This is a genomic window from Providencia sp. PROV_01, from assembly GCF_053098325.1.
This window is the reverse complement of record NZ_JBRFKD010000001.1, coordinates 26,528-39,778: the sequence shown is the minus strand read 5'-3', so window position 1 is coordinate 39,778 and position 13,251 is coordinate 26,528. Positions and strand designations below refer to the sequence as shown.

Here is a 13,251-nt window from a genome sequence, read left to right as displayed (position 1 = left end):
ATTAATTTCGGTATATCCTTTTAATTTAATCACATAAATAGTAAATTAATAGATGTTATCACTAAACATTAATTAAAATTAATAATATTTTTAATATAACTTATCTATGAAGTAGGTGCTACAAATCAATTTCTATAAGAAAATATAAAGATTAATACTAGTTAACCAGAAAAATTAAAATCCAAAATTATATTTTGTGAAATACGTAACTATAAAAAACAAAATAAAAACAATCACTAAGAACCATTTTCTCAAAAAGATAATCCTCCACATACTAATCCATAACACAACAAGCACAAAGCACCATACCACCGAACTACAACAGTAACAAAAACTAATAAATCAAACAAATATAGACAAAAAAATCAAAATAAAAACAAAATAGATAAAGGCGCAGAATTTTATTGCAAAAAACGATAAGGTATAGTAAATATGACAAACAAAATCAAAATGTAAAATATCACTTCTAAATGTAACAAAAAAAATGGAGGTAGGTATGAAAAAAGCTAACCTCATATCAGTAACTGCAGGAGTTAAATTAAAAAAACTCAGAATAGAAGCAGGATATAAAATATCTGAATTTGCTGCACTAATTCAAAAAAGTGAGCAACAGCTAATACGCTATGAGTCAGGCATAACAAAAATCGACTTAGAAACACTATTTTTGTATCTAAAGGCCTTAAATGCAAATATGTGCGATTTTATGCAGTCTCTATCTTTAGAATTTGAGGAAGAAGATCAAAAACATTTGTGCATATATAAAGAAAAAAATAAATTTAATAGCCAACTTGCAGACATTAATTATTAACATTATATAGGAGCATCTAAATACAAGATGCTTCTATAATAATTACCAAATAACTATAGACTTTATTGACATCCTAAAGTTAGTGCGAACCTAGCTTACTAACAGATGTGTATAACAATACCTATCTTTTATGAACGTATTAAGCTTCCCTAACCCAAGCTCTTATCCGTATCAAATATCTCTTTGTTTCTAATGATATTTATCAGCTGAAAAAGAAATCATAACGCGTTACAAAACCGCAAGATACATGAAAAAAACAGCAACTTGCTTTACAAGGCAACCCAATGAAGATATTCCCTTTATTGAATCTGCTTGGCTAATTCATCTCACATATAAAATTTTTAGCATTCCTACTAGATGCTATTAAGCTCAAATCCTAATATTTTAGTCAGCATAAAAAGCATATTTTTTACTTCTCAGAGAGATTAAACAACTCTAGATAAGGTCTGATATTGTTTATGGCTATAGAAAGATATGCCGAATTTTGCGACACTGAAAGAAATTATTATAATAATCTGATTGTTAAAGTATTTTATCAATGCCTAAAACGAGAAAAGGTGATTTAACTTTAGAAAGGAGATGTATAGACAGTGTTTGACATATAATGATGCTCTAGAACATTCAATACTGTCATGATTAGACAAAATAGCATACTTCAGTAGAGCACAAAAAAATGCATAATGATGGTTAATTGATGTCTATTGATTGGTGGTAACTCATACATATAAAAGTATCTAACTAATATTGGGTTATATTGAATAATTGCTCAGGTAGAAGGCAGCACAAGAGCGCATATGAAACATATATATTCTTATTTAATCGTTTTTCTAATAGCTTTAGTCTCATACATTGGGGGATTGCTAACACCTGTTTCATCTCATAGTAAAATGGAGCCTGAAGCGCGTGCTAAAGAATCTGTTCTTGATTTATTAGCATATCCCGCTGCTGCTAGCTTTAGGAATATGACTTACCATAGTTTTAGAAGTGATAGTCATGGTCGTGAAATAGGTTTTTATTGTGGGGAAGTCTTTGGATTCGAAAATGAGTTACCTTATGGATTCAAACGTTTTTTTGTTAGAACACTAAAACACTCTAACGGTGATATAGATATATCAATCCCTATGGCAGAAAAAATTGATGACATGTTATCACAAGATGAATTTGATAGCCTTTGGGAAACTCGTTGTGTAACAAAGAAATGATAAATAAAATCTATTATATATTGATATAAATAATAGATTCATCTAGTCAGCTCCAAGTACAATATTCAGGACAACTAATTGATATTAAATGATTATCACCAAAAAAATATATCTATTTCATGATGAAATCACCAAAATAAAAATGATTTTTTTCATAAAAAAATACTAATTTATACTTGTATTATTATCATAAGAAGTTTAGAAAGATACACCCTATCAAACAAAGATTGAGATTATTACCAGATTATGCTTCCCGCGTAAAAAAATTTTCTATTACTAATAGCATCTTCTCTGTCCTCCCCGCTTTTGCAGTTTGATGACGATAAATTGCATAATATATCTAATCACATTAACATAAAAAAATTTAGCTTGATTACGTTTTTAAGGAAGAAAACTAGTTGATATAATCAATATTGTCATGATACTTATTACACTTATTAATAGCTAAAAACACAATCCATTAATTATCTTAATAAATCAATACTTTATAGAATTAGACCATATTTCTTCGAAATATTTAGATTGTCATTCTGTCATTGATACAAAGACTTATAGAACTAGGCCAAACTTGATGGGTTAAACTCATTAGCAGACGGTTATAAATAACTTTTTAGGCAATTTATAGTCGTGCAACACATACAGTTTGACGGATGTGATTACTACGTGTACGTTATATATATTAATATTAGGAGAAAATATGGAGCCACTTCAGCTGTTTAAAATTCTAGGTGACAATACAAGATTAGATATCGTGTTGCTTTTGAAAGCATCAGGTGAGCTGTGTGTTTGCGATATTTATACGACCTTAAATTTATCGCAACCAAAGACTTCTCGGCACCTAGCAATGCTAAGAGAATCAGGTATTTTGCTCGATTCAAAGCATGGCAAATGGGTTCATTATCGATTATCTCCGGCATTACTACCTTGGGTGAAGAGTATCATTGATGTCACTTACGCCACAGAGAAAAATAGAGTTGCAGGTTTGCTTAAGAGTCTAGAGACAAAAGAGTCTGCGAGTAGCTGTTCTATATAAAAATTTTTAAGTTAATATATTCGAAAAATCATATATAAGGTTGAGGTATGAAAAAACTAGAAGTATTTGATCCCGCATTATGTTGTAGCACTGGTGTTTGCGGAACCGAAGTCGATCAAGCATTGGTAGACTTCGCAACAGATGTGGATTGGTTAAAAAAACAAGGGGCAAGCATAAGGCGTTTTAATTTAGCGCAAGAGCCTATAGAGTTCGTTAACAACACAAAAGCAAAAATATTTTTGGAAACCGCAGGTGCCGAGTCACTTCCACTATTGATTCTTGATGGTGAGATTGTGCTGACTGGTCGATACCCAAAACGACATGAGCTAGCAAGATGGTTTGGTATTCGACCGAATATTGAAAAAGTCGAAATTGTTAAATCGTGTTGTGGTAATGGTACAACGTGTTGTTAACAGGAGCAATAAAATTAAATTTTTAAATAACACACCTAATTATTTATTTTTTACTGGAAAAGGTGGTGTGGGTAAAACCTCTATTTCCTGTGCGACCGCAATTAAGTTGGCTGAAAAAGGGAAAAAAGTCTTACTGGTGAGCACTGATCCAGCTTCTAATGTTGGGCAAGTATTTTCTCAATCGATAGGCAACAATATTAAGCCAGTAACATTGGTTCCAAATCTATTTGCTATTGAAATAGACCCTCAAGCCGCAGCCGAAGAATATCGAAACAAAATTATTAATCCAATCAAAGAAAGTTTACCTGAAGCGGTAATTCAGAGTATTACGGAACAGCTATCAGGTGCCTGTACCACAGAGATTGCAGCTTTCGATGAATTTACTGGGTTGTTAACCAATACCGAAATTACAGAGCAATTTGACCATATCATTTTTGATACCGCACCAACGGGGCATACCATCCGTTTATTACAACTCCCGAGTGCATGGAGTGATTTTATTAGTGACAATCCTGATGGTGCGTCATGTTTAGGGCCAATGTCTGGTCTTGATAAACAACGTGAGCAGTACAGCATGGCGGTGGAAGCGCTGAGTGATAAATCACTAACAAGGCTAGTCTTGGTTGCACGACCTCAGTCTGCCGCATTGAGGGAAGTCGCAAGAACCTATAGTGAGTTATCATCTCTGGGTATCAAAAATCAGCAATTGATTGTCAATGGTGTTTTCCCTGAAACTGCGGTGACTGAAAATGATAAGTTATCCCATGCGCTGTACTCTCGTGAACAGGCGGCATTAGAGTCTATGCCTGAAGCACTACGCTCGTTACCTGTCGATATTCTTTATTTACAAAAGATCAATATGGTGGGTGTCGATGCACTGAAGCAGTTGTTATCTAATGACATGCCACAAATTCCAACTATTACCCCGACAAAACAACCTATTTCTTTACCTACCTTGTCAGAACTGATTGGCGAAATATCTCAGCAACAGCATGGGCTGATTATGTTAATGGGCAAAGGTGGTGTAGGGAAAACAACGATTGCGGCATCAATCGCAGTTAAATTGGCAGAAAAAGGGCTTGATGTACATCTGACCACATCTGATCCAGCAGCACATATTGAATCAACCCTCGATGGTGTTTTACCCAACCTTCAAGTTAGCCGAATTGACCCTATCGCTGAAACTGAGCGTTATCGTAATTATGTCTTAGAAACCAGAGGGAAAGATTTAGATGCCGAGGGGCGTGCATTACTTGAGGAAGATTTACGCTCTCCATGCACAGAAGAAATTGCGGTATTTCAGGCTTTTTCTCGCATCATTAGAGACGCGGGTAAACGTTTTGTCGTCATGGATACTGCACCGACTGGGCATACATTATTACTTCTGGATGCAACAGGGGCATACCATAAAGAAATTGCTAAAAAAATGGGTGAAAAAGGCCACTATTTAACGCCGATGATGCAATTACAAGATCCTGAACGCACCAAAGTTATTATTACGACTCTCGCTGAAACAACGCCTGTGCTTGAGGCGGAAAATTTGCAAAATGATTTAATACGGGCAGACATACATCCGTGGGCGTGGGTGATCAATAACAGTTTATCTATCACGGAAACAACATCACCATTGTTACTTTTAAGAGCAGAACAGGAAGTCGCTCAGATTGAAAAGGTGACATCAACATTGGCAAAACGTGTTGCTATCGTTCCTTTGCTTGAAACAGAGCCTGTGGGGATATCTGCATTAAGTCAGCTCGCAGAATAAGTTTTATTTTCTAAAAATAAAAGGTGCGGAAAAGCACCTTTTAAATGAGGTTGTTATGTTTATTGCCGCTTTAATTTTTATTTTAACGATCACCTTTGTTATTTGGCAGCCTAAAGGACTGGGTATTGGCTGGAGTGCAACGGCAGGGGCAGTTTTAGCCCTTATTTTTGGTGTCATTAGCTTTCAAGATATTCCAATCGTTTGGAATATTGTGTGGAATGCCACGGCGACATTTGTTGCCGTCATTATCATTACCCTACTTTTAGATGAAAGTGGCTTTTTTGAATGGGCTGCATTACATGTTGCCAAGTGGGGCAGGGGTAAAGGAAAGCTATTATTCAGTTATATCGTGTTACTTGGTGCAACTGTTGCCGCCTTATTTGCTAACGATGGTGCGGCATTGATATTAACGCCCATTGTGATTGCGATGTTATTGGCACTTGGTTTCAACAAAGGCACGACATTAGCATTTGTCATGGCTGCTGGGTTCATTGCAGATACGGCAAGTTTGCCGCTGATCGTTTCGAACCTCGTGAATATCGTTTCTGCGGACTTCTTTAATATTGGATTTACGGAATATGCCTCGATTATGGTGCCTGTGGATATTGCAGCAATTGTTGCAACACTCGTGATGCTGCATTGGTTTTTCCGTAAAGATATTCCTAAACAATATGATGTTACCAAACTGAGTGAACCAACTTTAGCCATTAGGGACATAACAACGTTTAAAGCAGGTTGGCTGATATTGGTACTGCTACTTATTGGTTTCTTTGTCTTAGAACCATTAGGTATTCCAGTGAGTGCAATTGCGGCTATTGGCGCCTTAATTCTTTGGGTGATTGCAGCCAGAGGCCATACGATTAATACCAAAAAAGTGTTACGTGGAGCACCGTGGCAAATCGTCATTTTTTCTTTAGGTATGTACTTGGTTGTTTATGGTTTAAGAAATGCAGGGTTAACCGATTATCTTTCTGAAACGCTCAATTACCTTGCCGATAAAGGGTTATGGGCAGCTACTCTAGGCACTGGATTTATTACCGCATTTTTATCATCCATAATGAATAACATGCCAACGGTATTAATTGGTGCGCTAGCTATTGAAGGGAGTGATGCGACAGAGTTAATCCAACAGGCGATGGTTTATGCCAATGTGATTGGTGCCGATTTAGGGCCAAAAATTACACCAATTAGCAGCTTGGCAACATTGTTATGGTTGCATGTTTTATCACAAAAGAACATGACCATTACATGGGGATATTATTTTAAAACGGGGATCATCATGACACTCCCTGTGCTCATTGTCACTCTCGTTGCTTTAGTGCTTCGACTTTCACTGTTAAATTAAGGCTAACCGAATGAATGAAATTACCATTTATCACAATCCAAATTGTGGCACTTCACGCAATACGCTTGCTATGATCCGCAATAGTGGTGTTGAGCCAACGATTATTTATTACCTGGAAACACCGCCGTCTAAGGATATGTTAGTACAACTTATTGCCGATATGAAAATCACGGTAAGGGCGTTACTACGAAAAAATGTTGAACCGTATGAACAATTAGCGTTAGAAAATGATATTTATACTGATGACCAACTGATTGATTTTATGTTGCAGTACCCAATACTGATTAATAGACCCATTGTTGTTACGCCAATAGGAACTAAACTTTGCCGACCTTCAGAAGTCGTATTAGAGATATTATCTCATCCGCAACAGCGTGAGTTTATCAAAGAAGATGGCGAGCTAATTATAGACAAACAAGGTGTCAGAGTTAAGTAACGCTCTGACAATACTTATCATGGTGAGCGTATTGATGTATAGTACCAATACGCTCATACGCTCATGCTAATCGGGTACTTAATTACGTACTGTTAGTCATGATTTTTTAAAACTTACTATCAATAGGAACAAATAATTACATTATGCGTCTTACGCCCCCCTGAGATCCCCTCCTCCTTTTAAGTTGATACTAAATCAGCCAATTTCGTCATCCCTTCTTAGGGATAATTTCGCTTATTTAAAATATACTCGCCCATCATGGGATAGATAGATTACAAGGTAGTCCACTATGCTGTTGTCCTCCTCTCGTCAGGACTGGCTAGGTAACATCCGTGGGGATGTGCTTGCCGGTATTGTTGTTGCTTTAGCGTTAATTCCTGAAGCAATCGCTTTTTCAATTATTGCCGGCGTCGACCCTAAAGTGGGGTTATACGCAGCATTTTCTATTTCAGTGATTATTGCTGTTATCGGGGGACGCCCCGGTATGATTTCCTCCGCAACGGGAGCAATGGCACTTTTAATGGTCGTTCTTGTGAAAGAACATGGCCTTCAGTATCTATTAGCCGCGACGGTTTTAACCGGGATATTTCAAGTTATCGCAGGATATTTAAAGCTCGGTAATTTAATGCGGTTTGTTTCACGCTCTGTCGTAACAGGGTTTGTTAATGCGTTAGCTATCTTGATTTTTTTAGCCCAACTTCCTGAGTTAACCCATGTGAGTTGGCATGTTTATGCGATGACCGCGGCAGGCTTAGGGATTATCTATCTGTTTCCATTCATCAATAAGACCATTCCTTCACCATTAGTGTGTATCGTTGTATTAACGGTCATTTCAATAGGCCTTGGCCTTGATATCCGCACCGTCGGGGATATGGGGGCTTTACCCGATAGCTTACCTATTTTCCTTTTACCCGATGTGCCAATAAACGTAGAAACACTCATTATCATACTACCTTATTCGCTCGCTCTTGCGGTTGTTGGGTTACTTGAGTCGATGATGACCGCAACGATTGTGGATGATTTGACCGATACAACCAGTGATAAAAATAGAGAATGTAAAGGGCAAGGTATTGCCAATATTGCCACCGCTTTTATTGGCGGGATGGCAGGATGTGCCATGATAGGTCAATCCATCATCAATATTAAATCGGGTGGTCGAGGTCGATTATCGACACTGGTTGCAGGCGTTGTTTTATTGCTAATGGTAGTTTTTCTTAATGATTGGGTATCAAAAATTCCAATGGCGGCCTTAGTTGCTGTGATGATTATGGTATCAATTGGGACCTTTTCTTGGCAATCCCTTGCTGATATACGAGTTCATCCGCTATCAACCAGCGTTGTTATGATAGCCACAGTAATTGTTGTCGTTTGGACCCATAATCTGGCTTATGGGGTACTTGTCGGAGTGCTCATTGCAGCGCTTAATTTTGCCAATAAAGTGGCGAGATACATGACAGTTACATCAACGCTAGATAAAAAAGTGCGCCATTATGGAGTTCGGGGGCAAATTTTCTTTGCCACATCAGAACGCTTTGTTAATGCCTTTGATTTTAAAGAAGACATTGATAAAGCGATTATCGATGTGAATCAAGCTCATTTTTGGGATATCACCTCAGTCAGTGCGTTAGATAAAGTGGTGATTAAGTTTAGACGTGAAGGGATTGATGTTGAAATTAAGGGGATGAATGAAGCCACTGCAACATTGGTTGATAAATTTGGTATTCATGACGATCCGAAAAAAATTGAAAAATTCATGGGAGGTCATTAATTATGGCAGCAGATATCATTCAAAAAAATTGCGTAATTGGGTGTATTGACCGTTCGTCCTCGGCAATTGCTGTATGTCACGCCAGTGCTTGGATAGCTCAAACACTCGACCTACCACTGACACTGTTACACATGAATGAAAAAATCTCGACATCAGCACACCATGATTTAAGTGGGATCATCGGATTTGATACCCGAGAAACTTTATTGAATGAACTCGTGGATATTGAGGAAAAGCGAGCGCGTTTAACCCGTGAGGAAGGCCGACAATTATTGATGAGTGCAAAAAAAATCACTCAAGATTTAGGTCTTCATGATGTTAATACACTTCAGCGACAAGGAACGTTAGCCGAAGTGCTAAATCAAGAATATACGCATATTGTTGTACTTGGTCGTCGAGGCGAGCAATCTGAATTAACGGGCCATATTGGCCGTCAACTCGAAGGCATTATTCGACTTCAAAAAAACTCAGTGCTTATCTGTAAGCGAAACTTTACCCCACCGAAAAAGATAATGATTGCATTTGATGGCAGTGAGGAAGGTGAACGAGTCATTCATCGGTTAACACAAGTGAAATTATTAGCTGGTAGTGATTGCTATCTGGTGATGTACGGTAACCAAGACTGTCAGCTCAAAAAAGCACAAAACCAACTTCATCAAGCCGGTATTCAGGTGAAAGTCAATTTACTTGAGGGTGACAATAGCATCGTTGATGAGTTGTGTAACTTTGCAGTACAACACCATATTGATTTGATCATCATGGGGGCTTTTGGTCATTCGCGATTGAGGCAATTTTTTACCGGAAGTCATACGACAGAGATGATACATAAAACGCCCGTGTCATTACTCATCATTCGTTAGTCTTTTCGTCTATAGTCATTATTACCAAGAGAGGTGACTCGCTTTCGTCACCTCCCTATCATAATAAATGGCTACGATTTATCGACAATATGAATAAAATGAATGTGTTTTTCATATTGATCGAGGATATCATGAATAATCTGCGCTTCACTCCATCCCATAATATCGTAGTCTTGCCCACCTTCCTTTAAATAAACTTCAGCACGGTAATATTTCTGAGACTCATTATTTTCATCATCATCCATACCCACTAATGCAAAAGAAGGCGTCAAATAGTCTCATAATCGTATTTCATAGAGAAAATTGAGGTTCTCACCAAATTGTACTTCAAGAGTCACCCTATCGTCTTTCTCATTATGGATAGCGGCCTCGGTCCCCTGCTTTTCCAACTCAGTAACGACAGACTGCATAGCCGGCTCAATCACTTCCGCCATGAAACGTTTAACTTGATTACGTTTAGGGAAAAAAGCTATTTTACGTAATCGACGTTGCCATGATAATCCCCCTCGCCCAGTACTTGGTGCTAAGGTAGCAAGCTGTTGACTGTCTTTTTTATACACATCAATACGTAAGGCTTTTAGTAATCCGATAATAGCAATCAATAAAATAATTGCAAAAGGTAGTGCGGTAGCTATCGTCATGGTTTGCAATGCCGTTAATCCGCCTGCCAGTAAAAGTGTGATTGCAACAGCACCCATCAAAAAGGCCCAAAAAATACGTTGCCAAACAGGAGTGTGTATTTCACCACCAGAGGCTAATGTATCGACAACCATCGCCCCAGAATCCGCAGATGTCACAAAAAAAACAATGACTATCAACATAGCGACAAAAGAAAGAACAGATGAAAATGGAAAGTAATTTAAAAATTCAAATAAGGCGAGAGCAACATCTTTTTGTACGACTTGTGCCAACATTTCTGCTCCATTATCACGGATCAAATGTATGGCACTATTTCCAAAAAAAGTCATCCAAAGCAGTGTAAACCCAGCAGGAACAAACAAAACACCTGTAACAAACTCACGAATAGTACGGCCTCGAGAGATCCTCGCAATAAACATGCCCACAAAAGGGGACCATGAAAGCCACCATCCCCAATACAATAATGTCCATCCCCCCAACCATTCACTCGATTGCGGCTCATAGGCATAAAGATTGAAGGTTTTATTAATGATATCTGAAAGATAAGCTCCGGTATTTTGGACAAAAGATTTAAGTAACAGTACTGTCGGGCCTAAAATCCCAATTAATAATAATAATAAACCCGCTAAACTTAGATTGAGTTCAGAGAGAATTCGTATGCCTTTATCTAAACCACTGACGACTGATAACGTCGCTAATCCCGTAATCACAACGATCAAAATTACTTGCATCGTTGGACTGACAGGAAAACCGAATAAGTGCGCTAATCCTGCGTTGACTTGCAAAACACCAAATCCAAGCGAAGTTGCAACCCCAAAAACGGTACCAACAACAGCAAAAATATCAACAGCATGTCCCATTGGGCCATAGATACGTTCACCAATGATGGGATAGAGAGCTGAACGCAATGTAAGCGGTAAGCCATGTCGATAACTAAAAAAAGCGAGAATTAAGGCGACAATGGCATAAATAGCCCAGGCATGTAAACCCCAATGGAAAAATGTAATTTCCATTGCTTCTCTTGCAGCTTGAACCGTTTGTGGGTCTCCAACGGGGGGAGCAAGATAGTGCATTACTGGCTCAGCTACCCCGAAAAACATGAGTCCAATACCCATTCCTGCGGAAAACAACATAGCAAACTAGGAAAGATAGCTAAACTGTGGTTGAGCATGATCTGGACCGAGTTTAATTTGGCCAAATCGAGAGAGTCCTAAATAGGCGACTATCAATAAAATCAATGCGACGGCTAGAATATAAAACCAACTGGCATTCTCAAAAAGTTGAGCTTGTAGGGCTTTTAACAAAATTTCAGAACGTTGAGGAAAAATAGCGGCTACTGCAACGACGCATAAAATAATAAAGGCAGAAATAAAGAAAACGGGCGGATTTATTTTCCCCCACTTTCTTGTTTTTTCTGATGATAATGGCATTCTATTTCCTTTTAAATGAGTAAAAATCATTATCATAACTTGAGTATGATAACGTTATATGATGGCAAGTCAGCTTTTCCTTTGACATAAACAGTATCAAGAACGAAGTCTTACCGCGGTGACAGCAAGTGAGCAGGCTGTTAGTGCCTCTTAGCTAGACTCAGCTATAAAGCAAATTAAAGAACTACAACAGTTGCTCGGCAAAAAAACAATGGAGAATTAACTTCTTAAAGAAGCAACCAGGTATGCCCGAGAAAAAAATTTGATAGTGCCCGTCCCCTTATTAATCGAGGATGGAAAAGAAGCCTAGTGACCGAACCTTATGTGTGTCACGAGTGTAATTATACGTTTTAGTAAAACGAAAAAGTGATTGGAAAGACACGACCTCAAGATGGTAGCGATGCGCTTGCTAGTATACATAATGTTATTGGTAAGCTGCTTACGTATGGCTATCGCCGGGTCAGGCCGATGTGACGTCGGCAATCTGAGAATGAAAATATCGCTCTAATTAATGACAAACATGTTTACAGTATCATGAAGTAGTCAGCGTTATTGTTGGAACGTAAACCCGCAATCTCTGTCTAGAAACAAGTTCATACAACAAAAGTGGCGGTGAATGAAAGCAACCAACGTTGGTGTTCAGATAATTTTGAATTCCAATGTGATAATGGTATAAAACAGTGCGTCACGTTCGCTTTAGACTGTTGTGTTCGAAAAACAGTGCATTGGGCAGCTAGTACGAGAGGCTTTGACAGTGAAACCTTGTAAGATATCATGATAGGCGCAGTGGAGCATCGCTTCGGTAACGGGTTACCGACAAAGCCAGTAGAGTGGTTGTAGATAATATTTCAACATATCGAGCCCATGAAGCGCGGTGGTTCCCTAAACGAGTTGGTTTATCCGCTAGGCATACAGCGGTAGATAGTCTCCAAAGTAACGGTATTACAGAAAGCTTTATAAAAATCATGAAGAGAGATTACATAAGTTTAATGCCAAAGCCTAATAGATTAACTACAGTAAAGAATCTTACAGCAGCCTTCAAGCATTAGAATGAATGGTATTCTCACAGTTCTCTGAGTCATCGTTCTCAGCTAAAGTACCTGCAGTGTCGAATTCATAATGAAATAAGTGATAAAAAGTTTCTGGAAATATAGGGGCAAATAAACCGTTTACAGCCATTTTTAATAGCTATCTACCAACTCAGAAATAAGATATTCCATATGTCGCTAAAATACCAACATTATATCGTTGGCTACAGGTATTAAAGTATTATTAGATTGCACAGACATGAAAAAATTTATGATTTAAATAAATCACCAAAAGTGGAACCGTACTTTTTTGTTCGAATCCCCCGATGGATCTGGTTAGAGAATTATATTTTATATTATCCTGTAACATATACTTACAATTGATTTATTCCTTTCTGTTTTTTTATATTCCTGAGTGAGCTCGTCTATTTGTAAGTTATCTCATTGTGAAATATTATTTTTTGAATTAATTATTCCCTTCTTATTGCAAAGTGGAATAGTTCTAATTGAGAGTGATGTCACAG

9 protein-coding genes and 2 pseudogenes are annotated in these 13,251 nt (G+C 37.8%); 10 read left to right on the top strand and 1 reads right to left on the bottom strand.

Annotated features, from left to right (window positions below):
• Positions 1 to 496 precede the first annotated feature (496 nt).
• From ACU696_RS00215 to ACU696_RS00175, 9 genes are all read left to right on the top strand, one after another.
• Complete coding sequence (locus tag ACU696_RS00215) at positions 497 to 808, top strand: helix-turn-helix domain-containing protein (protein WP_110593005.1); 312 nt, start codon at positions 497 to 499, stop codon at positions 806 to 808.
• A gap of 794 nt (positions 809 to 1,602) precedes the next feature.
• Positions 1,603 to 2,010: a hypothetical protein gene (locus tag ACU696_RS00210; RefSeq protein WP_110593004.1), complete on the top strand. Its 408-nt coding sequence runs from the start codon at positions 1,603 to 1,605 to the stop codon at positions 2,008 to 2,010.
• Positions 2,011 to 2,707: 697 nt separating this feature from the next.
• Positions 2,708 to 3,043, top strand: a complete 336-nt coding sequence (locus tag ACU696_RS00205; protein ID WP_110593003.1) for a metalloregulator ArsR/SmtB family transcription factor — start codon at positions 2,708 to 2,710, stop codon at positions 3,041 to 3,043.
• 47 nt (positions 3,044 to 3,090) lie between these two features.
• Positions 3,091 to 3,456, top strand: coding sequence for an arsenite efflux transporter metallochaperone ArsD (arsD, locus tag ACU696_RS00200; RefSeq protein WP_110593002.1), 366 nt, complete (start codon positions 3,091 to 3,093; stop codon positions 3,454 to 3,456).
• 13 nt (positions 3,457 to 3,469) lie between these two features.
• Positions 3,470 to 5,221: an arsenical pump-driving ATPase gene (gene arsA, locus ACU696_RS00195; protein WP_110593013.1), complete on the top strand. Its 1,752-nt coding sequence runs from the start codon at positions 3,470 to 3,472 to the stop codon at positions 5,219 to 5,221.
• A gap of 55 nt (positions 5,222 to 5,276) precedes the next feature.
• The gene (locus ACU696_RS00190; RefSeq protein WP_447343000.1) at positions 5,277 to 6,566 is read left to right on the top strand and encodes an arsenic transporter; all 1,290 of its coding nucleotides are present in this window, start codon (positions 5,277 to 5,279) and stop codon (positions 6,564 to 6,566) included.
• Positions 6,567 to 6,576: 10 nt separating this feature from the next.
• Positions 6,577 to 7,002: a glutaredoxin-dependent arsenate reductase gene (gene arsC / locus ACU696_RS00185; RefSeq protein WP_110593000.1), complete on the top strand. Its 426-nt coding sequence runs from the start codon at positions 6,577 to 6,579 to the stop codon at positions 7,000 to 7,002.
• A 289-nt stretch (positions 7,003 to 7,291) separates the two neighbouring features.
• Entirely contained in the window at positions 7,292 to 8,770 is a 1,479-nt protein-coding gene (locus ACU696_RS00180; protein ID WP_181420531.1) for a SulP family inorganic anion transporter, read from the top strand.
• Positions 8,771 to 8,772: 2 nt separating this feature from the next.
• Positions 8,773 to 9,630 (top strand): universal stress protein, encoded by an 858-nt coding sequence (locus tag ACU696_RS00175; RefSeq protein WP_110592999.1) that lies wholly within the window; start codon positions 8,773 to 8,775, stop codon positions 9,628 to 9,630.
• 71 nt (positions 9,631 to 9,701) lie between these two features.
• Here the strand turns inward: ACU696_RS00175 and ACU696_RS00170 are convergent.
• Positions 9,702 to 11,699 (bottom strand): annotated as a pseudogene (locus tag ACU696_RS00170) (BCCT family transporter).
• Between the two features lie 64 nt (positions 11,700 to 11,763).
• On the opposite strand from ACU696_RS00170, the pseudogene ACU696_RS00165 reads away from it, so the two are divergent.
• Positions 11,764 to 12,853, top strand: a pseudogene (locus ACU696_RS00165) (DDE-type integrase/transposase/recombinase); the annotation flags it as partial.
• Between the last annotated feature and the right edge of the window lie 398 nt (positions 12,854 to 13,251).

Coding starts and splice junctions, on each gene's coding strand:
- ACU696_RS00210 (WP_110593004.1), top strand. CDS start 1,603: ATGAAACATATATATTCTTATTTAATCGTTTTTCTAATAGCTTTAGTC.
- ACU696_RS00180 (WP_181420531.1), top strand. CDS start 7,292: ATGCTGTTGTCCTCCTCTCGTCAGGACTGGCTAGGTAACATCCGTGGG.
- arsD (WP_110593002.1), top strand. CDS start 3,091: ATGAAAAAACTAGAAGTATTTGATCCCGCATTATGTTGTAGCACTGGT.
- ACU696_RS00175 (WP_110592999.1), top strand. CDS start 8,773: ATGGCAGCAGATATCATTCAAAAAAATTGCGTAATTGGGTGTATTGAC.
- ACU696_RS00215 (WP_110593005.1), top strand. CDS start 497: ATGAAAAAAGCTAACCTCATATCAGTAACTGCAGGAGTTAAATTAAAA.
- ACU696_RS00205 (WP_110593003.1), top strand. CDS start 2,708: ATGGAGCCACTTCAGCTGTTTAAAATTCTAGGTGACAATACAAGATTA.
- arsC (WP_110593000.1), top strand. CDS start 6,577: ATGAATGAAATTACCATTTATCACAATCCAAATTGTGGCACTTCACGC.
- ACU696_RS00190 (WP_447343000.1), top strand. CDS start 5,277: ATGTTTATTGCCGCTTTAATTTTTATTTTAACGATCACCTTTGTTATT.